Consider the following 21,968-nt stretch of genomic DNA (forward strand, 5'->3'; position numbering starts at 1 on the left):
CTGTCCTCGTGTCCCGGTGTCCCTCAGCCGGCCAGGCTGAAGCGTTCGAAGTGGATCTGCGGCCTGGGCACGTCCAGCTCGCGCAGGCTGCCCAGGACCGCGTTCATCATCGGCGGCGGCCCGCACAGGAACACGTCCCGGTCGGCGATGTCGGGCACCATCCGCAGCAGCTCGCGCGGGGCGAGCAGATCGGGGCTGGCGGGACCGGAGACCAGGTGCAGCTCGGCGCCCTTGTCGAAGGCGAGCCGCTGCAACTCGTCGTAGAGGACCGCGTCCTGCTGGGTGGCGACCCGGTAGATGACCACCGCGTGCCCCTCGATCTCCTCCAGCAGGGCCCGGATCGGGGTGACACCGACACCGCCGGCGATGAGCACGGACTCGGGCCGGGTGCGGTGCATCGTGGTGAAGGCGCCGTAGGGGCCCTCGGCGAAGACGCGGGTGCCGACCTTGACGTGGCGCAGGGCGGCGGAGCCCGCGCCGGCCGCCTTGGCGGTGAGCCGCAGCTGGGTGCCGTCCGGCGCGGCCGACAGCGAGAACGGGTTGGCCTGCCACCAGCGGTCACGGGTCAGGAACCGCCACAGGAAGAACTGGCCGGCCCGGGCGGGCATCCGGTGCAGGTCGCGGCCGCTCATGTAGATCGAGACGACGTTGTCGGCCTCGGGGACGACCGCCGTGACGCGGAGCTGGTGACGCCAGTTGCGCCACAGCGGGAGCACAAGACGGCCCACGAACACGGAGGTCAGGGCCACGCCCCAGAGCCCGTACCAGTACGCCGTCGCGACCTTCGACGACGCGAACGACGTCCCCGCCGCGACCTGGTGCGTGAAGGCCAGCACCACCGCGACGTAGGTGTACAGGTGGATGAAGTGCCAGGTCTCGTAGGCCAGCCTGCGGCGGGCGAAGCGGGCCGAGACCACGCCGATCACGATGATGATGCCGAGCGCGACGATCGAGCGCAGCACGCCCTCGACCGTCTCGGCGAGGTCCACCAGCTGGCTGAGCGGGTCCAGGTCCGAGGACTGGGCGTAGCCGAAGGTGATGAACACCCCGTGCGCGACCAGCAGCCACAGCACCGAGAAGCCGGTCCAGCGGTGCCAGGAGGTCAGCCGGTCCATGCCGATGCGCCGGTCGAACCAGGGCAGCCGTGCCACCAGCACCAGCTGGAAGGCCATCAGCAGCGCACCGTACAGACCGGCCAGGCGGCCCAGCACGATGAGGGCGTTCGAGGCGAAGCCCGCCTGCACGAAGAAGAAGGTCACCACGGCGACGTTCGCCGCCAGCACCGCGTACAGACCGGTGCGGGCGACCACTTTGGGGCGCGCTCCCGAGCGGCTGACCGCCGCTGGGGGGTGTTGGACAGTGGTCACGGGGAGACTCCTTGATCGAGTGGGGGATACGAGCTTCTCCGGTGGCTGCTGTCGTTTTGCTGTCGGACAACTTTCAAGTATTTATCGATCGGCCGCCTGACTGTGAGCGGCTATGGCGGGACGCGATCGGTAGCGCAGTATGAGCACGTGGAAAAAGTGCGACTGCTCGTGGTGGACGACGACCCGCCGATCGCGGACCTGGTGGCCACCGTCGCCCGCTACGAGGGCTGGGACGCCGTCACGGCGCACTCCGGGGAGGAGGCGCTGCGACAGGCGGCCGAGTTCCGTCCCGACATCGTGGTGCTGGACCTCATGCTGCCCGGTGTGGACGGTTTCGGCGTGCTGGACCGGCTCCGCCGATCCGGGATGATGGTGCCCGTGGTGTTCCTGACCGCCCGCGACGGTGTCGCCGACCGGGTCGCCGGCCTCACCCGAGGCGGCGACGACTACCTGGTGAAACCGTTCGCCGTGGAGGAGCTGATGGCCCGGCTGCGCACCGTGCTGCGCCGCAGCGCCGGGCCGGCCTTCCAGCGATCGGTGCTCCAGGTCGCCGACCTGACGATGGACGAGGACACCCGCGAGGTCCGCCGCGGCGACAAGCTGCTCACCCTCACGCCCACCGAGTACGAGGTCCTGCGCTACCTCATGCGCAAGTCCCCGACGGTCCTCACCAAGGCGCAGATCCTCGACCACGTCTGGGAGTACGGCTTCGGCGGCCGCTCCAACGTCGTCGAGCTGGTCGTCAGCCGACTGCGCCGCAAGCTCGACGACACCGGCGAACCGCTCATCCACACCGTCCGGGGATTCGGCTACGTCCTGCGGCAGGCCGGCGAGTGATCGCCCGATTCCGGCAGAGCTATCGCGACATGCGCCTCGGCACCCGACTGGCCCTCGGCCTCGGCGCCCTGGCGCTCGTCGTGTTCGCCGTCGTCGGCAACACGCTGACCATGTACATGCGCGACTATCTGTCCGCGCAGCTCAACGAGCAGCTCAAGATCGCCCAGATAGCCCAGTCCAAGAGCATCGCGGACGACGGCACCCTCGCCGGGAAGAAGTACTACCGCTGGTACTACGCCGTGTACGACACCTCGGACGGCACCCCGGTCCTCCGGAAGCCCGAGGACCCCGGCGACCTGCCCGACGACATCGACGACTTCACCCTCGTGGCCAAGGCACTGACCATCGAGGGCACGGAGGTCACCCGCACCGAGCACCTCGAGGGCCACGGCCAGTACCGGCTGCGGGCCTGCGAGGTGGAGCCCGGGGTGGTCCTGGTCAGCGCCGCGCCCATGGACGTCATCGATGACACGGTCGGCCGGCTGATCACCGTCCAGGTCGTCACCTTCGCCCTCGCCCTGATGGCGCTCGTCGTCTTCGGCCGGGCCATGCTGCGGCGCGGGCTGAAACCCCTGAGCGACATGGCGCACACCGCCCGCGGCATCACCTCGCACGACCTGACGGACTCGGCACGGCTGCCGGTGCGCCACGACAACCGCGACGGCGGCCACGAGGTCGAGGAGCTGCGCACCGCCTTCAACACCATGCTGGAGCACATCGACGACGCGCTCGCCGTGCGCACCGAGGCCGAACAACGCCTGCGCCGCTTCGTCGCCGACGCCTCCCACGAACTGCGCACCCCGCTGATGTCGGTCCGCGGCTACGCCGACCTCTTCCAGTACGCCGCCGCCCACAGCCCCGAGGAACGCGACAAGCACCTGGCCCGGCTGCGCGCCGAGGCGGCCCGGATGGGTGTCCTCCTGGACGACCTGCTGATGCTGGCCCGTCTCGACGCGGCCGACGTGGAGACCCCGCTGCGGCTGGAGGAGGCCGACCTGGTGGAACTCGCGCGTCAGGCGGCGGACGGCTTCCGGGCCGGGCACCCCGACCATCAGCTGACCGTGGCCACGGGCGCCGCACCGGTCCGGCTGCGCCTCGACCCCCTTCGCCTGCGGCAGGTCCTCGACAACCTCCTCACCAACGCCGCCGTGCACACCCCGTCCGGTACGAAGGTCTCCCTGGAGGTTGCCGTGGCGTCCGGCACGGCCGAGGTACGGATCACCGACTCGGGGCCCGGTATCCCGGCCGACGACCAGGAGCGCGTGTTCGACCGCTTCTACCGCGTCGACAAGGCCCGCAGCCGCGACCGGGGCGGCAGCGGCCTGGGCCTCGCCGTGGCCCACTCCCTGGTCCGCGCCCACGGCGGCACCATCACCCTGACCAGCGAGCCGGGCACGACCACGTTCACGGTCCGGCTGCCCCTGGCAGGAGCGGGGGCGTAGGCCGGTACCCCCTAGCGCCGCCAGGACGGCCGGGCCACGCTCAGTTGGGTGTGGCCGTCGAGATGGCGTTCCGGACCTCGCCGTCCTGGACGTCCGGATGCCGCCCGGCTTCCGCGACGAGGGGCTGCGCGCCGCGCTGGAGGCCCGCCGACGGCTCTCCGGCCTGCCCACCGGCGACAGCGGCCACCGCAGGGTGCTGGCCGTGCCGGCGTCTGAACAACAAGCAGGGGCGCCGTCAGCCAGGACGACGCCCCTGCTACCCACTCCTGCCGAACCGGACTCAGCTGCACTTACGTCCGGTGTTGATGCACTGCACCGCCTTGTTCATCAGCTTCTTGTCGAAGACGTTGATGAAGTCACCGTGATCGGTGACCGGCTTGTGCTGCTGCTCGGGGAAACCGTCCAGCGAGTAGAACGGACGGGTCTTGCCGTTGTCCTTCACGCTGGGCGCGTCCACGTCGTACACCAGCCGCTGCACGAGCTGCGGGATGGCCTTGAACCCGGCCTGGCACTTGCCGTTCGCGTCGGCGAAGGCCACGTGCGTGCGGTGGTTGGCGCTGTCGATGTTCTTGCCGTCCCAGCAGCTCTGGAACTTGAAGGTGCGCACCACGTCGCTGCCCGAGGGGCAGAGCGGGTACTTGTCCTTCAGCTGCACCTTGTTCTCGAAGCCGGTGCAGCTCCAGGACGCGTTGGCGTTGGCGTTTCCGTTGACGAACGCCTTGGCGTCACCGGTGATGATGCGCAGGAACTTGGGCATCGCCACCACCTTGCCGCGGGGGCTGCCCACGAAGTTCAGGGTGGCCTTCTTGGCCGTCAGGATCCGGCCCGTGTTGCCCTCGGCACCGCCGCCCTGCAGGGCGGCGTCGAACTCCTTGGTGCCGTCCTGGAGCCGCAGCACCGGCCAGTAGTACGACGACTTGTCGCCCTTGTTCCGGCAGCTGGTCCCCGCCTTGGCGAAGTCCTGGTCGCTGGAGAAGGCGTCGTTGTCCTGGTTGCCGATGTAGTCGTGCATGTGGTGCGCACCGTTGGTGACACCCGGCGCGACGATGACGTTGTCGCTGTTGTACAGCTTGTTGGCGTTCACGCCGCACTGGGTGACGAAGACGCCCTTCGACGCTCTCGCCGACCGGGCGGGCGTGCGGACGTTGGGCCTCACCTTGGTGATGTCCACGAAGTCGGCGGCGACGGGACCGTTGCCGGCCACACCGGCATTGGGGTTGTTGCCCCCCTGGTTGCCACCTTGGTTGGCGCCGCCGCTCGGGGCGGGAGCGGGCTGGTTGCCGGTGGGGCGCAGTGTGCACGCCGCCAGGGCGTCGAGGCCCTGCGGCTTGGCCGCCACCCGGCCGATGGCGATGGCGATCCGGTCGATCGTCGCCTTCCGCTTGTCCTTCAGAGGATTCACGATCGCGTTCTGCGCGAAGTTGGGGTCCTGCTGAATGGCCCGCTGCGAGGTGGAGAGGCGCTGGTACGCCTCGGAGATCTGCTTGTCGAGCAGGGCCAGTTCCCTGTCGACCTGAGCCTTCGCCTGGGCCGGCACCGACGTCAGCTTCTGGCCCACGTCAGGACAGTCGATGGTGGACGTTCCGGCCGCGAGCACCTGGTTCTGGGCGGAGCCCTTGGATGCGCCGGTCTCGCCTGCCGAGGCGTAGATGTTGACCGCCACCAGTCCGCCGGCGCCGATGGCCACAGCGGCTGCCGCACCCACCGCTCGGCGGGCGGTGTTCGATCTCTTTCGCGTGTTGCGTCTCATCTTGCCTCTCAAGGACAACTCCGGAGCCGGCGGGACATCCGGCACGGGTCATGCGCGTGCTTATCTACGTAAGGGGTACACGGAACACTCAGCGGATCCTCGGATCCGGAGGATCCTCCAGGCGTGAAGCGCTCATGTGCACTCAATCCGGACCGAGTTGGCGGCTCGTAGGACGCGGAGAGACGGCAGGGGCCTGCCGCCCGGCGGCAACCGGCGGCAGGCCCCCGTCCCTTGGGACCGTCGATCTCTACTCGTCGAACGTCACGACCGTCTTCTCCGCCGCCCCTGCGTCAGCGCCGGCCCGAAGGCCCGGGGGCGACGTCGGTGGCGGGCGCGCGGTGGCTGATGAGCCGGGCGAAGCGCTCGTGGTGCTCGACGATCTCGGGGGCGACCTCGAAGATCTCGGTGGGGTAGCCCTGGGAGGCGATCAGGGTCGGCCCACTGCGGAGCATGCCGCCGAGGTCGATCTCCGACCCCTTACTTCTGCACGGCGACCATGACCGGCTTCGCGCCCCCTTGGCCGGGCTCGCCACGGTGTTGAACACGGCCGGCGCCCCGGCCGTGTCGAGGGGGCGGGACGCCGGCCGTCAGACGGCGGCCCAGGCGTCGTCGACGGGCAGTACCACGCCGTTGACGAAGGCGGCCGCGTCGGAGGCGAGGAAGACGATGGCGTCGGCCTGTTCCTCGGCCGTGCCGAGCCGGCCGATGGTGGCGCCGATCAGCCCGCCGATGACCGCCGGGCCGTGCGCCTGCTGGTCGGCGTCGACCTGGATGTTGGTCAACGTCGGGCCGGGGGCTATCGCGTTGGCCCGGATGCCCTGCTTGCGGTACATCACCGACAGGCTCTTCACCAGGCCGACGACACCGTGCTTCGACGCCGTGTACGCGGCACCGGCCGCGCTGCCGCGCAGTCCCGCCTCGGACGCGGTGAAGACGATCGCGCCGCGTCCCGCCTTCAGCATGTGCGGCAGGGCGGCCCGGGTGAGCAGGAACGGCGCGGTCAGGTTGACCCGGATCACCCGCTCCCACTCGCTGTCGTCGACATCGGCGAGGGCGGACATCCGGTCCATGATCCCGGCGTTGTTCACCAGGACGTCCAGCCCGCCGAAGGTCTCCACGGCACGCGCGACGACCCGGTCCACGACCACCTGGTCACTGAGATCGCCGACGACCGCGACGGCGCTGCCGCCGACCGTCGTGATCGCCTCGACGGTCTCCCCGGCGGCCTTCTCGGCGATGTCGGCGACCAGTACCTTCGCACCCGCCGCGGCGAACTTCAGGGCCGCCGCGCGCCCGATGCCGGAACCGGCGCCCGTGACGACGACACCGCGGCCGTCGAGACCGTCACTGCTCATGGAATCCCTCTTTCATGGGTGAGTCGATCGCCCGGCTGCTCCTCGCCTTGCTTGAGTGAGGCAAGCACGTGGGGCTTACTTGAGTCAAGCAACGAGAGCGGTAGGCTGCTGTCCCACGACACCCCGCCCTCCCGTGAGGAAGGAGCCCGACCGGAATGGCCTTCGACCTCGTCGTGTTCGACCTCGCCCTGCCGGACCTGGAGGGCCTCGGCCGGGAACGCCGCCCCCTGGCGCACCGCCCGCCCGTCCTGTTCCTGGCCCGGTACGACACCCTCGGCCGGCTCCTCCCGGAAGTCGGCCTCGGGGAACAGGACTACGTCACCAAACCCTTCCGCATCGCCGAGGTCCTGGCCCGCGCCCAGGTGCTGCTCCGGGGCCGGAAACCGGTCCGCCGGAACGGTGAACTCGCCTATCGGGACCTGATCCTGGACGACGCCGCCTGTCAGGCCCTGCGGGCGGGCCGGGCGTTGAACCTCACGCCGGCCGAGTACCGCCTCCTGCGCTACCTCCTCGTCAACGCGCGCAAGGTGCTGTCGAAGGAGCAGATCGCCGTGGCCTTCCTCATCGGCCCCGAAGCGCGTTACATCACCGGCACGGACCTGCTCGTCGACGGCGGCCAGGCCGCCTGGCTGCGACACCGTCGACAGGCCTGACACCACGGCTCACGCACGTCACCGCACACGTCACGACGACGTCCGCACCACAGGCGTCACGACGGCAGCGCGCGGGCGACCGCACCACCACACACGTCCACGGACCGCAGAGAGGACCCCGATGTCCACCCCACTCCCTCCGGCCCCCTGTTCCTCGACCCCGAGGAACTCGGCTTCGAGGCCCTCGGCTTCGACCCGGACGCCCTCCGCGCCCGCTACCGCGCCGAGCGTGAACGCCGGATCCGTCCGGACGGCGGCCGGCAGTACCAGCGGATCGCCGGCGAGTTCGGGCACTACGACGACGACCCGTACGCCGACGGGGAGTTCACCCGCGAGCCGCTGACCGACCGGGTCGAGGCGGTCGTCGTCGGCGGCGGCTTCGGCGGGCTGCTCGCCGGGGCCAGACTGCGCCAGGCGGGCGTCGAGTCGATCCGGGTGATCGAGAAGGGCAGCGACTTCGGCGGCACCTGGTACTGGAACCGCTACCCCGGCATCCACTGCGACATCGAGTCGTACATCTATCTGCCGCTGCTCGAAGAGCTGGGCTACGTCCCGCGGTGGAAGTACGCCCCGGGCGAGGAGATCCGGCAGCACTCCCGGGCGATCGGCCGCCACTTCGACCTCTACCGGGACGCCGCCTTCCAGACGGTCGCCACCGAACTGCGCTGGGACGAGACCGAGTTGGAGTGGATCGTCTCCACCGACCGGGGCGACCGCATGCGCGCCCGGTACGTGGTCGTCTCCAGCGGCACGCTCAGCCGGCCCAAACTTCCCGGCATCCCCGGCATCGAGACCTTCAAGGGCCACACCTTCCACACCAGCCGCTGGGACTACGACTACACCGGCGGCGACGCGAACGGCGGTCTCACCGGCCTCGCCGACAAGCGCGTGGCCGTCATCGGCACCGGCGCCACCGCCATCCAGGTCGTCCCGCACCTGGGGGCCGACGCGGCCCACCTCTACGTCTTCCAGCGCACCCCCTCCACGGTGGACGTCCGCGGCAACGGGCCCACCGACCCGGAGTGGGCGAGGACGCTGGCCCCCGGCTGGCAGGCCGCGCGCATGGACAACTTCCTGAAGACCGTCACCGGCGTCCGGGCCGGGACGGACCTGGTGAACGACGCCTGGACCAGCAGCGCCCGCCTCCAGGAGAAGCTGATCCCGACCGACGCGTACGACGACGTCCCGCCGGACGAGCGGGAACGGGCCTACGAGATCGCCGACTTCCAGAAGATGAACGAGCTGCGCGACCGCGTGGCGACCATCGTCGAGGACCCGGAGACCGCCGAGAAGCTGAAGCCCTGGTACCGCTACATGTGCAAGCGGCCCACCTTCAGCGACCACTACCTCCAGACCTTCAACCGGCCCAACGTCACCCTCGTCGACACGGCCGACACACACGGCGTCGAGCGGATCACCGAGAAGGCCGTGGTCGTCGGCGGGGTCGAGTACGAGGTGGACTGCGTCATCTTCGCCACCGGCTTCGAGGTCGGTGTCTCGGGTCTGCTCTCCGGCCGCCTCCCCGCGTACGGCCGGGACGGCGTCGGCCTGCTGGAGACCTGGATGACGACCGGCCCGAAGACCCTCCACGGCTTCTACAGCCATGGCTTCCCCAACCTCTTCCAGCTCGGCCCGCTGCAGAACGCCAGCGCCGTCAACTACGTCCACATCCTCGACCAGCAGTCGATCCATGTGGGCGAGGTCGTCGCCGAGGCCCGCAGGCGCCGCGCCCGGTACGTGGAGCCGAGCGCCGAGGCCCAGGACGCCTGGGTCGCCACCATCCGCGAGAAGGCCGCCGACCTGTACAAGTTCCAGGCGGAGTGCACCCCCGGCTACTACAACAACGAGGGCCGGCCCAGGGAGCGCAGCGAGTCGTACGGCGACGGACCCGTCGCCTTCCACGAACTGCTCCGGCGGTGGCGTGCGGACGGCGGCTTCGACGACGTGCTCGTGGGCGCCGAGTGACGCGGGCGGGAGGAGACACGACCAGCCCGGGAGAGCACGGGGGCGAGCGGCCCAACCGGTACGACGCGAGCGGCCAACTCCGTACCGCCAGCGCCCGTTGGGAGACGCGGCGGCTCAACCCGCCCAACCCGCTGTGGGGTTCCAACGGCGTCGCCTTCGGCCCCGACGGGCGCCTGTACGTCGCGCAGTTCCTCGCGGGACAGATCAGCGCCGTCGACCCGGCGACCGGGGACGTGGACGTCGTCGTCCCGATGGACGGTCCCGTGCAGTCGCCCGACGACCTCGCCTTCGGCGCCGACGGCTCGATGTACATCGCCGACCTGGTCCCGGGCCGGGTGTGGCGGCGGAACCCGGCGGGGGAGTACCACCTCGTCTCCGACGACATCACGAACCCCAACGGCATCACCTGCGTCGGCGACCGGCTCTTCGTCAACGAGATGAAGCCCAACGGCCGGCTGCTGGAGCTGTTCCCGGACGGCGGCGACCCGGTCGTGCTCACCGAGGGCCTGGCCCTCGGCAACGCGATGCAGCTCGGCCCGGACGGGCACCTCTACTACCCGCACATGATCACCGGGCAGGTCTGGCGGATCCCGCCGGACGGGGGGACGCCCGAGGTGGTCGCCGAGGACGTGCACGAGCCGGTCGCGGTCCGCTTCGACCGGGGCGGTGTCCTGCACGTCCTCTCCCGGGGTGTCGAGGGCATCGTCACCCGCGTCGACCTGCACGGTTCCGGTGTCCGCACGCTCGTCACCAGCGGGCTGAAGGGCCTGGACAACGCGGCGTTCGACGCCGAGAACCGTATGTTCGTCTCCAGCTACGCCAGCGGCGGCGTCACGGAGATGCACCCCGACGGCCGCACCCGCGAGATCGTGCGCCGCGGTCTCGACGGCCCCTACGGCGTGACCGTCGACCTCGGCGGCACGGTCTACGCCGCCGACCACTACCGGCTCGCGAGCCCGGCGGCGACCGACGAGGGCGAGCCGGTCGGCGCCCGTCCGACGGCCGGGCCCGGCGGAGTGACGACGCACCGAGGTCGTCGACCTCGCCGAGGACCCGCCGCGCCTGCGACACCACCCGCAGCCCGGTCGGCGTGGGCGTCACCTCGCGTGAGGTCCGCCGCAACAGCCGTACCCCCAGGGCCCGTTCGAGCGAGGCAAGGGTGCGGGAGACCGCCGCCCGGCTGACGTCCAGCGCGATGGCGGCATCGGTGAAGGTGCCCTCGTCGACGATCGCCACGAGACAGCGCAGCTGCCGCAGCTCCACCTTCCCGACGGCGGACGCTGGACGCCGCATCACCGAGGTCTTTCGTGTCATCCATTCTCCAGCCGCCCGGAGCACCCCTCGGCCGTGCTGCTGCCGGTGCGGGCTGCCGCGCAGGCCCACCGACCCGTGGAGACCCTGTGAGAACAGAATTGTTGACAATTTTGTTGGCCTGGATTTACGTTCGAACAGGCACTCACTCAGGGAGGGCGCGATGCAGGAGGAAGCCCGTCCGGGCACCGGGGAGCAGGCCAAACAGCTCGCGCTGGCGAAGCTGCGGCAGGCGATCCTGCGCGGCGAGATGGCACCGGCCCAACGGCTGGTGGAGAACGAACTCGCCGAGCAGTTCGGTGTGACACGGGCCAGCATCCGCGCGGCACTGATCGATCTGGAGGCCGAAGGGCTGGTCGAGCGCATCCGCAACCGCGGCTCGCGGGTGCGGGTGGTGACCGTGGAGGAAGCGGTCGCCATCAGCGAGTGCCGCATGGCGCTGGAAGGGCTGTGCGCGGCGAAGGCGGCCACCGTGGCCACCGACGACGAGCTGGCCGAACTGGCCGACATCGGCACGGCGATGACCAAGGCCGTGGCCGACGGAGAGCCGGTGACGTACTCCGAGCTGAACCAGCGGCTGCATGCCCGCATCCGGGAGATCTCCGGCCAGCGGGTGGCCGTGGAACTGCTGGAACGGCTCAACGCCCAGCTGGTCCGCCACCGCTTCCAGCTCGCGCTGCGGCCGGGACGGCCCCAGCACTCCCTGGGTGAACACCTGGCCATGATCGAGACGATCACGGCGAGGGACCCGCGGGCGGCCGAGGAGGCCGTCCGCGCCCACCTCACGAGGGTGATCGCCGCGCTGCGCGAATAGCGTGCCGCCTCCCGTGCGCTCCGGGGTGGGCCGGCAGGCCTGATCGGCCTGTCCGTTCCGTCCACCAGGGAGACCATCAGATGACCGACGGCACGACGTCCGACGCCGCCCCACCACGATCGACACTCGTCATCACCGCGCACGCGGGGGACTTCGTGTGGAGGGCCGGCGGCGCCATCGCCCTGGCGGCCTCGCGCGGGGAGCGGGTCACCATCGCCTGTCTCACCTTCGGTGAGCGCGGCGAGTCCGCCAAGGCCTGGCGCGAGGGCCGGACCCTCGACGAGATCAAGGCGATCCGCCGCGAGGAGGCCGAGAAGGCCGCCGCGACCCTCGGCGCCGGGATCGTCTTCTTCGACGCCGGCGACTACCCGCTGACCGGCACCCCGGACCTCACCGACCGGCTGGTCACCGTCTACCGCGCGGCCCAGCCGGACGTCGTCCTCACCCACCCCCTGGAGGACCCCTACAACGGCGACCACCCGGCCGCCTCCCGCATGGCCCTGGACGCCCGGGTCCTCGCCCAGGCCATCGGCTACCCGGCCGAGGGCGAGACCATCGGAGCCCCGCCGGTGTTCTTCTTCGAGCGTCGTCACCACCACCTCGCCCTCCACGGACGGCATGTTCGGCGAACTCTTCGCCACCGCCCTCAGGCGGCGCGGCGTACGCGGCCTTCCACGGCCGCAGCATCGGCCGGGCGATCGCGGCCCGCTTGTCGCGGGCGCCGGTGGCGAGGTCCAGCGGCGGATAGTGCAGGACCTGGAGCGCGATCGAGGGGCCTTTCTCCTCCAGGGCCTGACGGGCCACCGCCGCCGCGAGGCCGCCGCCCGCGCTCTGGCCGCCCACCGAGGGCCGGTCGCCGTCCCAGCCGTGCTCGCCCCCGTGTCCGGCCACCCAGCGCACGATCTCGTACGCCTGCCGGGGCGGTGCCGGGAACGGGTGCTGCGGGGCGACCACGTAGTCCACGTTGAGCACGGCCGCGCCCGCCTCGACGGCTATGCACCGGCACAGCGCGTCGTCCAGCTCGATCTGGGGCAGGACGTAGCCGCCGCCGTGGAAGTTGACGTGGACCGGCGGGGGAGAGATGCCCTCACCGGCCGGCAGGTACAGCACGGCACGGGCCGGGCCGTACGCGGTGGGGACCGTCAACTCGCGGGAGGCGCAGGCGTACTCGGGAGGGCGGGCGCGCCACTCGGCGGCGGAGCCCCGCCCACCGGCCCGGCGGCTCGCCGCCGCCGAGACACGCTGCATCGCCTTGGCCGCGAAGGACGCCACCGCCGGGCGGGCGAGAAGGGACATGCGGCTCCGTTCGGACGGGGGAGCGGGGGCTACCCGTGCGATGAATTTACTTGAGTCAGGCAACGAGATGGTACAGTGGCTCCCATGTCCCCATCACCGCCACCCTCCGACCCCGCCTCGGCGGAAGTGATCGAGATCGAGCGAGCACTCACCCGCATCACCTACCTCAGTACCCGGGCGCGGGCCCACGAGCGCCTGATGAGCCTGGCCGGGGTACCGCTGGACCGTGCCGCCGTGGCACTGCTGCGGCAGATCGCCGACTCCGAGCCGTTGCGCCCGGGGGAGTTGGCCAACCGGCTCGGCGTCGAGGCATCCCACGTCACCCGCCAGGTCCAGCAGCTCCAGAGGACCGGCTACGTCACCCGCGTCCCGGACCCCGACGACCGCCGGGCCCAGCGCATCGAGCTGACGGCGGCCGGCCAGGACGCCATAGGCCGCATCCGCGAGGCAGGCGTCCGCGGTATGCGGGTGGCGCTGTCCGAGTGGTCCCCGGAGGAACTGCGGCAGCTCGCGGGCCTCTTCCACCGGATGGTCGACGACTTCCTCGCCCACGCGAACGACCTGGTGGACCAGGAGGCGGCGCGGGTCGAGTGAGGCGGGGGTGCGGATTGGGGCGCAGCCCCTGCTTTTCAGGGGCGCGGGGAACTGCGCGAGAAGCCCTCATTCACCCGCGCCCGACAACGCACCCCAATGCGCCCCAACTCCCTCAGTACCCCAACTGCTTCCGCACGTACGGCGTCATCAACGTCTTCGCCTTCGCCAGCGTCGACGTCCGAGCCCCCAGCACGGCCGTCTCACCCCCCGGCACCGGCAGCAGCGTGACCCCGTCGGCCGAACCGAAGGGAATGATCAGCGGGGTCCGCCGGATCGGCCGGTACAGTCGCGGTTCCTTGCGGTGCCTGCCCGAACTCTCCAGGTAGGCGCGGATGTTGTGTGTGGCGAGGTCCGCCTGGGCGAACGCGACGGGCGAGACCTTCAGCTCGCTCACATCGTTCACGTCCCCGACCGCGAACACGTCGAGCCGCCCGTCGACCCGCAGCATCCGGTCGACCTTGACCTGCCCGTCCGCGTTCAGCCACGCCCCGTGCCCGGCCAGCCGCAGCCAGAGCGTGTTCGGGGTGGTGCCATTGGCCCAGAACGACAGGTCCGCCTCGATGAGCCCGCCCCGGCCGTCCCGGTACGTGCCGAAGTCGGGTCCCTGGGAGACGAACGAGTCGAGGCGCACCTCGACGTCGTGCGACTCCAGCCAGGACAGGGCTCGTCGTCCCGCCCACTTGCTGCCGGTGGAGCTGAGCAGTTCCGGTCCCGCGTGCGCGAGGGTGATCCGCGCGTCCGGCCGGGCCAGCCGGATCTCGGCGGCGAGTTCCACGCCGCCGGGCCCGCCGCCGACGATCAGGACGTGCTCGGCGGCGGCCACGCTCTCCTGGTGCGCGGCGAACGTCTTGCCCGCCTCCTCGGTGGTGGTGCCCAGGAAACGCGCCGGCTCGGGATAGTCCGCACCGGTCGCGATCACCACCACGTCGTACGGCAGCAGCTCACCCGTGGCGAGTCGCACCTGTCGCTCGCCGGTGTCGATGTCGACCGCTTTGCCCACGACCACACGGCCGTGGCGCAGCAGTCGGTCGTAGGGGATGAAGGGGGTGGTCGTCCATGCCTCGCGCACGCCCGCGCGCAGCGCGGCGATGCGGTGGAAGAAGACTTCCTTGCGGTCCACGAGGGTGACCCGTGCTATCTCGTCCAGCTGTTTGGCGAGGCGGATGCCGCCGTATCCGCCGCCGATCACGATCACTTCGCCGTCAGGCACGCCGATTCTCCTGTGCTGGGTGGGGGGAGATGACGACCCTAGCGTTTGAAACCTCAAGCTACTGGCGGGGTTCGTGGTTGTTGTGTGAAGCGACGACGAACGACACGAGTCAGCGGCTGCCGACGGCTGCCTAGGCTGGTGCCGTGACCGACAACGACCGGCCCCTCGCCGTCTTCGACCTGGACAACACCCTCGCCGACACCGCGCACCGGCAGCGGTTCCTGGAGCGCAGCCCGCGCGACTGGGACAGGTTCTTCGCCGCCGCCCCGCAGGACCCGCCCCTGGCCGAGGGCGTCGCGCTCGCGCGGGAGAGCGCGGAGGAGTGCGAGGTGGTGTACCTGACCGGGCGGCCCGAACGCTGCCGCCGTGACACCGTGGACTGGTTGGCCGCGCAGGGGCTGCCGGAAGGGCGGATCTGGATGCGCCGCAACAACGACCGCAGGCCCGCCCGCCGCACCAAACTGGAGATCCTCCGCGAACTCGCCCGGACCCGTGAGATCCGCGTCCTCGTCGACGACGACGAGCTGGTCTGCGAGGACGCGGAGCGGGCGGGCTTCACGGTCGTACGGGCGCGCTGGGCCGCGGCCTCCGCCGCGCTGAAGGTGGCGCAGGAGCGGGAGGGCCGGACCTGAGGGCCCGGCCGCCCCGGTCGGTCAGTCGGTGTCGTCCAGCCGGAAGCCGACCTTGAGGCCGACCTGGTAGTGCGCGATCTGCCCGTCCTCGATGTGCCCCCGGACCTGCGTCACCTCGAACCAGTCGAGGTTGCGCAGGGTCTGGGCGGCGCGGGCGACGCCGTTGCGGATGGCGTGGTCGATGCTCTCGCCCGAACTCCCGACGATCTCGGTGACCCGGTACACGTGGTCGGTCATGCGGGTTCTCCTTGTCGCGTGCTCCACCGGTGGCCGATGCGCCACATCCCTCCACGGTGCCTCAGGCTCCGCCGGTTCGCGAGGCAGGCGGAGTGGGGAAGGGAGCGCTGTGGGGTGCGGGTGGGCGGGGGCTGGTCGCGCGGTTCCCCGCGCCCCTGAAAGCACGGGCTGCGCCCGTGCTTTTCAGGCCCGTCGCCGGTCGCTTGTCAGGGCCGCGGGGCCTGGATCTTTGAGGGGCGCGGGGAACCGCGCGAGAAGCCCCACTCACCCGCACCCGACAACGCACCCCCCGGCCGCCCGCTACCCCGCTCGACTCAACGACAGCGCGAACCGACCCTCCTCATCCGTCCACCACCGCGTCAACTCCAACCCGACAGAAGCCAGTTCAGCCCGCACCCCGTCCCTCCTGAACTTCGCGGACACCTCCGTCCGCAGCTCCTCCCCGGCCTCGAAATCGACCGCGAGGTCCAGCGCAGGGATCTTCACCGTCTGCGCCGCCCGGGACCGCAGCCGCATCTCGATCCACTCGCACTCCGCGTTCCAGAGGGCGACATGGTCGAACGCGTCGGGGTCGAAGTCCGCCCCCAGCTCCCGGTCCACCACGTTGAGCACGTTCTTGTTGAACTCGGCCGTCACCCCGGCCGCGTCGTCGTACGCGGCGACCAGCACCGCCTCGTCCTTGACCAGGTCCGTACCCAGCAGCAGCGTGTCCCCCGGCGCCAGCAGGGCCCGTACGGCGGCCAGGAACGCGGCGCGCTCCACGGGCACCAGATTGCCGATCGTGCCGCCCAGGAACGCCACCAGACGCGGCCCCGGCGTCGGGGGCAGTGCGAGCCCGGCCGTGAAGTCGGCGATCAGGGCGTGCACGTTCAGCCCCGGCTGCTCGGCGACCAGCGCCTCGCCGGCCTGCCGCAGCGCGCTCTCGCTCACGTCGACCGGCACGTACGTGTGCAGGCCCGGCATCGCGTCCAGCAGGTGCCGGGTCTTGTCGGAGGAGCCGGAGCCCAGCTCGACCAGGGTGCGCGCCCCGCTCGCCGCCGCGATCTCACCGGCCCGGCCGACGAGGATCTCCCGCTCGGCACGGGTCGGGTAGTACTCGGGCAACTCGGTGATCCGCTCGAACAGTTCACTGCCGCGCGCGTCGTAGAACCACTTCGGCGGCAGCGTCTTCGGGGTGCGGGTCAGGCCCTGCAGGACATCGGCGCGCAGGGCCGCGTCGGTGGCGTCCTCGGGCAGGGTGCGGGTGAGAAGGAACGGGCTCACGCGGAAGGCTCCTTCGGTGCGGCGGAGGCGGACTCGTCGTGTGGACTGCTGGGTTCGTCCAGTTCCTTGAGCGGAGTGAGCAGGACGTCCGTACGGCTCGCCGCCAGCAGCGTGCGGTCCGGAACCTCCACCCAGTGCGGATCGTCGTCGTAGGGCTCGGACGCCACGACCGTGCTGCGGCCGGGCTCGGCGAGGTACCAGAGGGTGTCGCCCCAGGCGGTCGCGGCGATCGCCTCCCCGTTGGTGAGCAGCAGGTTGAGCCGCGAGCCGGGCGCCGCCCGGGCGACGTCGAGGACCGTGTCGGCCAGCGCCTGACCCTCCTCGTCGCCCGCGCGCAACCGGTTCAGGACCAGCGCCCACACGAGCGCGGAGTCGTTGCGGGCCTCCATCGACAGCAGTTCCGCGGCGGGCAGACCGTCCGCGAGGTGCCCGAGCGACCGGGGCCACCCGGCGACCGCCCCGTTGTGGCTGAACAGCCAGGGCCCGGCGGCGTACGGCGCCGCGGCGGCCTCGTTGTCCGCCCCGGGCACCGTGGCGTCCCGTACGGCGGCCAGCAGCGCCCCGGAGCGGACCACCCGGGCGAGGTCGGTGAAGGACAGGTCCCCCCAGATGGGACCCGACCGGCGGTACCGTCCCGGCACCGGGTCGCCCTCCGCGTACCAACCGACTCCGAAACCATCGGCGTTGACCGTCCCGTGCCGCTGCCGCCGGGGTGCCCACGACTGCCGGAACAGGCTGTGCGGCGGATCCACCAGCACCCTGCCCAGCGCCGACTCCGGCCCGAGATAAGCGAGATGACGACACATCAGACGACCTCCGGGGAGGCGTCACGCGCCGTTCGGAAGCCGCTGAAGATCTGCCGCCGGATCGGGTAGTCCCAGTTGCGGAATGTCCCCCGGCACGCCACCGGGTCCACGGCGAACGCGCCACCGCGCAGCACCTTGTACTCCGGGCCGAAGAACACCTCCGAGTACTCCTTGTACGGGAACGCCGTGAACCCCGGGTAGGGCAGGAAGTCGCTCGACGTCCACTCCCACACGTCACCGATCAACTGCCGTGCGCCCAGCGGTGATTCGCCCGCCGGATAGCTGCCGGCCGGCGCCGGGCGCAGATGCCGCTGCCCCAGGTTGGCGTGCTCGGGCCCCGGATCGGCGTCGCCCCACGGGTAACGGCGGGAGCGGCCGGTGACCGGGTCGTGCCGGGCGGCCTTCTCCCACTCGGCCTCCGTCGGCAGCCGCCGCCCCGCCCAGCGGGCGTACGCGTCGGCCTCGTACCAGCACACGTGCAGCACCGGTTCGTCGGCCGGTACGACCTCGGTGACCCCGAAGCGCCGCCGCAGCCACTGCCGACCGTCGCGCCGCCAGAAGAGCGGCGCGTGGATGCCGTGCGCGCGGATGTGGTCCCAGCCCTCGGCCGTCCACCAGCGCTCGTCGTCGTAGCCGCCGTCCTCGATGAACGCCTGGTAGGCGCCGTTCGTCACCGGTGTGGTGTCGATGTGGAACGCCGGGACGACCCGCCGGTGCGCCGGCCGTTCGTTGTCCAGCGCCCACGGCTCGGTCGAGGTGCCCATCACGAACTCCCCGCCGGGTACGAGGACTTCGGACGGCCCTGTGTACAGCGGGACCGGCTCCGGGTCCGGCGCCGACAGCACGGCGGGCCCCTTGCGGAGCTGATGGGTGATCAGCATCGTCTCGTCGTGCTGCTGTTCGTGCTGGGCGATCATGCCGAAGGCGAAGCCCGTGTCGGTGAGCCGGGTGCCGTGGAAGTCGATGCTCTCCAGCACGTCCAGCGCACGGCCGCGCACCTCGTGCAGATACTGCCGGGCCTCCTCGGGCGGCAGCAGCGGCAGCGAGGGCCGCTCGGCGCGCGGGTGCTCGAAGGCGTCGTACAGCCCGTCGATCTCGGGCCGCATCGCCTCCCGTCCGGCGACGTTCCGCAGGAGCCACAGCTCCTCCTGGTTGCCGATGTGGGCGAGGTCCCAGACCAGGGGCGACATCAGCGGCGAGTGCTGCGCGGTGAGATCGGGTTCGTCGACGGCGGTGGTGAGGAGCGCGGTGCGGGCCCGGGCCGTGGTCAGCGCCGCCAGCGCGCGCTCCCGGAGTATGTCCGGGTCGGCGTCGGCCGTCGGAGCCGGCGTCTCGGGTGCGGTCATGCGGGGAGGTCCTTCCCGTGGAACAGGTCCAGCAGATCGTCGGCGGGGCAGCGGCCCCGGGCCACGTAGCGGTCGGTGTACGCCGCGACCGCGTCCAGCACCTCGGAGCTCGCCCCGAGTCCGGGCAACGCCTCCGCGGCCGCGGCGAAGCAGATGACCGCCGCCTCCCGCAGTTCCGGATCGGTCAGCCCGTCCCGGGCGGCCGCCTCCCACAGCGGATTGCGCGGTGGCGGTTGCGAACCGGCCCGCTCCGCGAGGGGCTTGACGGTCCGGTAGGCGGTCTCGGCGGCCGCCGGGTCCTCGAACAGCGCCGCCGTCACGGCGAGCGGCACGATCCACCCGTCCTCGCCCGGCTGCGCGTCGATCATCCGGAACTCCAGGTGGCCACGCGGGCGCACCGGCGGGAACAGCGTCGTCAGGTGGTAGTCGAGGTCGGCCCGGCTCGGCGGGGTGTCGGACCGTGTCCACTCCCGGAACGTCATCGCTCCGGGGACACCCCAGGGGCCCTCGTCGGCGCGTACGCACATCACGGGCGCGTCCAGCACCAGCCGGGCCCACGCCTCGCGCGGGTCGCCGTCCAGCGACGGCGCGTCCGTGCGGCCGGGGTCCATGGCGGCCCACAGTGCCTGCCGGGTCGAGCGCCAGCCGGTGACCCGGCCGCGCGCCAGCGGGGAGTGCGCGAACGCCGCCACCAGGACGGCGCCGAGCTGGTGCGACAACCACCAGCGCCGCTGGTGACCGAGGGGGCCCGGCTCCTCGTACCCGGCGTCGAGACACACCTGCACCGACGCGGAGGAGCACATCATGGCCCGTCCCTCGGGTCCGAAGCGGTCGAGATAGATCTCCATCGCGTCGTAGCGGGGTTCGTGGAGATAGCGGGCCGGGGGGTTCCAGGGTTCGTGGCCGAAGCCGCTGATGCCGAGATCCAGCTCCCGCAGCGTCGCGCGGACGGCGGTGAGGTCGGCGGAGACGGACCCGACGCACTCCATCAGGGAGGCGGCCGGTGCCGAGCTGAGCTCCAGCTGGCCGCCGGGTTCGACGGTCAGGGGCGAGTTCAGGGTCAGGGTCCGCAGTGCGGCGTAGGCCGCTTCGAGTCGTGCGGGTGTTGCCGGGAGCCGTGGGTCACTCAGCTCGTGGACGTGCCATTCCAGCTCGACACCGAGGGTGCGGGGTGGACCGGTCTTGAAGCAGATGCCCCGGACCAGGGCCTCGACCTCCGCCTCGGTGACCGGGGAGCGGTGCTCCGTACAGCCACTCGTCGAATCTGACATGTCGGGATCCTCCTGAGATGCCATCTCGTCAGCCAAGCCGCCGATCGCCGCCCGGTGGGGCCGGAGCGGCAGCGCTCGTCCCACCCAAAACCCTCGCGCCGCTTTCGCACAAGGGGGCACATCGTGGCAATGCGGATCGGCGATCTCCGTCTTCGGGGACTCCTGGCACCTCTTCCCGTACCCGAGCGGGTCATTCACGCGAGGAAACTCCGTTGCGGACACTCACCAGCATCGCCCAGGATGCGCCCATGAGCACGACGGGGGAGTACGCGCGGGCGGCGCTCGCGGAACACACCGGGGTGACGCGATGAGCGCCCGCCTGCGTGGAATCGCACAGGAGACCGAGCGGATCGTCGCGGCGGGCGGCTACCGGGCCCCCGCCGGCCACGAGGTCTCCCTCGCGGCGGAGATCGAGGCCGCGCGGTCCGCCACCCGCCTGTACGGCCCGGCCCCGGTGCCGGTCCCGGCGGTCGATCCCGTGCCGTCGACCGTCGAGGTCACGGGCGAGAGCAGCCTGGAGGCCGCCCACCGCCTGACGACCACCGGCGCCACTCCCGTGGCCGTCCTCAACTTCTCCTCCGCGCGCAACCCCGGCGGTGGCTATCTCAACGGCGCCCAGGCCCAGGAGGAAGCCCTCTGCCGGGCCTCCGCCCTCTACACCTGCGTCCGTGAGGCCCGTGCCTTCTACGACCACCACCGCACCCACCGCGATCCCTTCTACACGGACCGTGTCATCCACTCACCCGCCGTCCCCGTCTTCCGGGACGACCGGGGAACCTTCCTCGACACCCCGTACACGACCGGCTTCCTGACCTCGGCCGCCCCGAACGCGTCGGTCGTCCGCCGTACGACGCCGGAGCGAGCCCCCGAACTCCCGCGCGCGCTCGCGGTACGCGCCGAGCGCGTCCTGGAGACGGCGGCGGCGCACGGCTACCGCCGCCTGGTCCTGGGCGCCTGGGGCTGCGGCGTCTTCGGCAACGACCCCACTCAGGTGGCCACCGCCTTCCGTGCGCTGCTCATGGACGGCGGCGGTCGTTTCGTCGGTGCTTTCGCACATGTCGTGTTCGCCGTCCTGGACCGCACGAGGGGAACGTCAACCCGGGTCGCCTTCGAACGAGAGTTCGCAACAGTCGCGTCCCGCCAGGGGCGCGGGGAACTGTGCGACCAGCCACGCACGACCCGCACCCGGCCCACGACCTAACGCCACCCGCACCCGGCCCACGACCTAACGCCACCCGCACCCGGCCCACGACCTAACGCCACCCGTACCGCTCCCGCAACCGCTGCACAACGGAGTTGAACCGCATCCGGTCCAGCGCGCACGCCTCCCGCCGCATGCCCGCCTCGCGCAGCCGCAGCACCCGGTCCACGGCCACCCACGAGTCACGCCCCGACCGGTCCCACGGCCCGCTCCCGATCGGCACCCACTCCCGGTCCCCGTCGTGCCGCTTGCTCGACAACTGCACGGCGAGCAGGGTCCCTCCGGGCTCCCGGGCCACGACCAGCACGGGCCGGTCCTTCCCCCGCCCGTCGTTCTCCTCGAAGGGCACCCACGTCCAGACGATCTCCCCGGGATCCGGGTCCCCGTCGTACGCGGGCGAGTACTCGGTCCGCACCCGCCCGACCTCACGGGGATCGGCTTCGGTGGTGGCGGAGGGCCCGTAACGCCCCGGTACGTCCTGCTCGGCAAAGGAAGTCACGCCCTCACGCTAGCCGTAGCGTGGACCCGCGCCCCGTCGGGGGCGTGGGTCCGTGTCGATCTGCGGCTCCGCCGCGTGAGCGCGATCACCCCCCGCCACCCGCAGTCGACCACTGCGGT

21 protein-coding genes and 5 pseudogenes are annotated in these 21,968 nt (G+C 71.5%); 11 read left to right on the forward strand and 15 right to left on the reverse strand.

Features of this window, described 5'->3' with window-relative positions; genetic code table 11:
- Positions 1-23: 23 nt before the first annotated feature.
- Positions 24-1,367, reverse strand: a complete 1,344-nt coding sequence (locus E4N62_RS39905) for a ferric reductase-like transmembrane domain-containing protein (protein WP_230222586.1) — start codon at positions 1,365-1,367, stop codon at positions 24-26.
- A gap of 147 nt (positions 1,368-1,514) precedes the next feature.
- On the opposite strand from E4N62_RS39905, the gene E4N62_RS39910 reads away from it, so the two are divergent.
- The 3 genes and pseudogenes from E4N62_RS39910 to E4N62_RS39920 form a co-directional block, all read left to right on the forward strand.
- On the forward strand, positions 1,515-2,204 hold the full coding sequence (locus E4N62_RS39910; protein WP_184902370.1) for a response regulator transcription factor: 690 nt from the start codon (positions 1,515-1,517) through the stop codon (positions 2,202-2,204).
- Positions 2,201-3,646, forward strand: a complete 1,446-nt coding sequence (locus E4N62_RS39915; RefSeq protein ID WP_230222588.1) for a cell wall metabolism sensor histidine kinase WalK — start codon at positions 2,201-2,203, stop codon at positions 3,644-3,646. Before E4N62_RS39910 ends, E4N62_RS39915 begins: the two co-directional genes overlap by 4 nt.
- A gap of 70 nt (positions 3,647-3,716) precedes the next feature.
- Positions 3,717-3,815 (forward strand): annotated as a pseudogene (locus tag E4N62_RS39920) (DNA-binding response regulator); the annotation flags it as partial.
- A 111-nt stretch (positions 3,816-3,926) separates the two neighbouring features.
- Here the strand turns inward: E4N62_RS39920 and E4N62_RS39925 are convergent.
- From E4N62_RS39925 to E4N62_RS39935, 3 genes are all read right to left on the reverse strand, one after another.
- Positions 3,927-5,396, reverse strand: coding sequence for a DUF1996 domain-containing protein (locus E4N62_RS39925; RefSeq protein ID WP_230222590.1), 1,470 nt, complete (start codon positions 5,394-5,396; stop codon positions 3,927-3,929).
- A gap of 290 nt (positions 5,397-5,686) precedes the next feature.
- Positions 5,687-5,941 carry a hypothetical protein gene (locus E4N62_RS39930; RefSeq protein WP_230222592.1) on the reverse strand — a complete coding sequence of 85 codons (255 nt, stop codon included), beginning with the start codon at positions 5,939-5,941 and terminating at the stop codon, positions 5,687-5,689.
- A 42-nt stretch (positions 5,942-5,983) separates the two neighbouring features.
- Positions 5,984-6,751: an SDR family NAD(P)-dependent oxidoreductase gene (locus E4N62_RS39935; RefSeq protein ID WP_230222595.1), complete on the reverse strand. Its 768-nt coding sequence runs from the start codon at positions 6,749-6,751 to the stop codon at positions 5,984-5,986.
- A 152-nt stretch (positions 6,752-6,903) separates the two neighbouring features.
- Between E4N62_RS39935 and E4N62_RS39940 the strand changes: the two are divergent.
- A pseudogene (locus E4N62_RS39940) lies at positions 6,904-7,299 on the forward strand (response regulator transcription factor); the annotation flags it as partial.
- A gap of 135 nt (positions 7,300-7,434) precedes the next feature.
- Here E4N62_RS39940 and E4N62_RS48995 read toward each other — a convergent pair.
- A complete protein-coding gene (locus E4N62_RS48995) occupies positions 7,435-7,698 on the reverse strand; it encodes a hypothetical protein (protein WP_230222597.1) in 264 nt (87 codons plus the stop codon).
- Between E4N62_RS48995 and E4N62_RS39950 the strand changes: the two genes are divergently transcribed.
- Both E4N62_RS39950 and E4N62_RS39955 read left to right on the forward strand, forming a co-directional pair.
- Positions 7,645-9,369, forward strand: a complete 1,725-nt coding sequence (locus tag E4N62_RS39950) for an NAD(P)/FAD-dependent oxidoreductase (RefSeq protein ID WP_230222891.1) — start codon at positions 7,645-7,647, stop codon at positions 9,367-9,369. The two genes, E4N62_RS48995 and E4N62_RS39950, sit on opposite strands and share 54 nt — an antisense overlap.
- Positions 9,366-10,394: pseudogene (locus E4N62_RS39955) on the forward strand (hypothetical protein); the annotation flags it as partial. The gene E4N62_RS39950 and the pseudogene E4N62_RS39955, both read left to right, overlap by 4 nt.
- A 4-nt stretch (positions 10,395-10,398) precedes the next feature.
- Here E4N62_RS39955 and E4N62_RS39960 read toward each other — a convergent pair.
- A pseudogene (locus tag E4N62_RS39960) lies at positions 10,399-10,662 on the reverse strand (LysR family transcriptional regulator); the annotation flags it as partial.
- A 181-nt stretch (positions 10,663-10,843) separates the two neighbouring features.
- Here E4N62_RS39960 and E4N62_RS39965 point away from each other — a divergent pair.
- Complete coding sequence (locus tag E4N62_RS39965) at positions 10,844-11,494, forward strand: GntR family transcriptional regulator (RefSeq protein WP_230222599.1); 651 nt, start codon at positions 10,844-10,846, stop codon at positions 11,492-11,494.
- A gap of 76 nt (positions 11,495-11,570) precedes the next feature.
- On the opposite strand, the gene E4N62_RS39970 is transcribed toward E4N62_RS39965, so the two are convergent.
- Positions 11,571-11,708, reverse strand: coding sequence for a hypothetical protein (locus tag E4N62_RS39970; RefSeq protein ID WP_230222601.1), 138 nt, complete (start codon positions 11,706-11,708; stop codon positions 11,571-11,573).
- Between E4N62_RS39970 and E4N62_RS39975 the strand changes: the two are divergent.
- Positions 11,650-11,943, forward strand: a pseudogene (locus E4N62_RS39975) (PIG-L deacetylase family protein); the annotation flags it as partial. The gene E4N62_RS39970 and the pseudogene E4N62_RS39975 sit on opposite strands and share 59 nt — an antisense overlap.
- On the opposite strand, the gene E4N62_RS39980 reads toward E4N62_RS39975, so the two are convergent.
- A complete protein-coding gene (locus tag E4N62_RS39980) occupies positions 11,936-12,790 on the reverse strand; it encodes an alpha/beta hydrolase fold domain-containing protein (protein ID WP_230222603.1) in 855 nt (284 codons plus the stop codon). The pseudogene E4N62_RS39975 and the gene E4N62_RS39980 sit on opposite strands and share 8 nt — an antisense overlap.
- A gap of 84 nt (positions 12,791-12,874) precedes the next feature.
- Between E4N62_RS39980 and E4N62_RS39985 the strand changes: the two genes are divergently transcribed.
- Positions 12,875-13,384 carry a MarR family winged helix-turn-helix transcriptional regulator gene (locus E4N62_RS39985; RefSeq protein ID WP_230222605.1) on the forward strand — a complete coding sequence of 170 codons (510 nt, stop codon included), beginning with the start codon at positions 12,875-12,877 and terminating at the stop codon, positions 13,382-13,384.
- Positions 13,385-13,496: 112 nt separating this feature from the next.
- On the opposite strand, the gene E4N62_RS39990 is transcribed toward E4N62_RS39985, so the two are convergent.
- Positions 13,497-14,594: an FAD-dependent oxidoreductase gene (locus E4N62_RS39990; protein ID WP_230222607.1), complete on the reverse strand. Its 1,098-nt coding sequence runs from the start codon at positions 14,592-14,594 to the stop codon at positions 13,497-13,499.
- A gap of 143 nt (positions 14,595-14,737) precedes the next feature.
- On the opposite strand from E4N62_RS39990, the gene E4N62_RS39995 reads away from it, so the two are divergent.
- Positions 14,738-15,226 carry an HAD family acid phosphatase gene (locus tag E4N62_RS39995; protein ID WP_230222609.1) on the forward strand — a complete coding sequence of 163 codons (489 nt, stop codon included), beginning with the start codon at positions 14,738-14,740 and terminating at the stop codon, positions 15,224-15,226.
- Positions 15,227-15,247: 21 nt separating this feature from the next.
- Here the strand turns inward: E4N62_RS39995 and E4N62_RS40000 are convergent, their stop codons facing one another.
- The 5 genes from E4N62_RS40000 to egtA all read right to left on the reverse strand — a co-directional run bounded on the left by E4N62_RS40000 (position 15,248) and on the right by egtA (position 20,149).
- Positions 15,248-15,463: a dodecin gene (locus E4N62_RS40000; protein WP_230222611.1), complete on the reverse strand. Its 216-nt coding sequence runs from the start codon at positions 15,461-15,463 to the stop codon at positions 15,248-15,250.
- Positions 15,464-15,763: 300 nt separating this feature from the next.
- Positions 15,764-16,726, reverse strand: coding sequence for an L-histidine N(alpha)-methyltransferase (gene egtD / locus E4N62_RS40005; RefSeq protein WP_230222613.1), 963 nt, complete (start codon positions 16,724-16,726; stop codon positions 15,764-15,766).
- Positions 16,723-17,532 (reverse strand): ergothioneine biosynthesis protein EgtC, encoded by an 810-nt coding sequence (gene egtC / locus E4N62_RS40010; RefSeq protein WP_184902411.1) that lies wholly within the window; start codon positions 17,530-17,532, stop codon positions 16,723-16,725. Before egtC ends, egtD begins: the two co-directional genes overlap by 4 nt.
- A complete protein-coding gene (egtB, locus tag E4N62_RS40015; protein WP_230222615.1) occupies positions 17,532-18,878 on the reverse strand; it encodes an ergothioneine biosynthesis protein EgtB in 1,347 nt (448 codons plus the stop codon). Before egtB ends, egtC begins: the two co-directional genes overlap by 1 nt.
- Positions 18,875-20,149 (reverse strand): ergothioneine biosynthesis glutamate--cysteine ligase EgtA, encoded by a 1,275-nt coding sequence (gene egtA, locus E4N62_RS40020; RefSeq protein ID WP_230222617.1) that lies wholly within the window; start codon positions 20,147-20,149, stop codon positions 18,875-18,877. Before egtA ends, egtB begins: the two co-directional genes overlap by 4 nt.
- A 307-nt stretch (positions 20,150-20,456) precedes the next feature.
- On the opposite strand from egtA, the gene E4N62_RS40025 reads away from it, so the two are divergent.
- Positions 20,457-21,350 (forward strand): TIGR02452 family protein, encoded by an 894-nt coding sequence (locus E4N62_RS40025; RefSeq protein WP_230222619.1) that lies wholly within the window; start codon positions 20,457-20,459, stop codon positions 21,348-21,350.
- Positions 21,351-21,402: 52 nt separating this feature from the next.
- On the opposite strand, the gene E4N62_RS40030 is transcribed toward E4N62_RS40025, so the two are convergent.
- Positions 21,403-21,849, reverse strand: coding sequence for a type II toxin-antitoxin system PemK/MazF family toxin (locus E4N62_RS40030; RefSeq protein WP_230222621.1), 447 nt, complete (start codon positions 21,847-21,849; stop codon positions 21,403-21,405).
- Between the last annotated feature and the right edge of the window lie 119 nt (positions 21,850-21,968).

It is taken from the genome of Streptomyces sp. MNU76, from assembly GCF_020982545.1.
Taxonomy (GTDB): Bacteria; Actinomycetota; Actinomycetes; order Streptomycetales; family Streptomycetaceae; genus Streptomyces.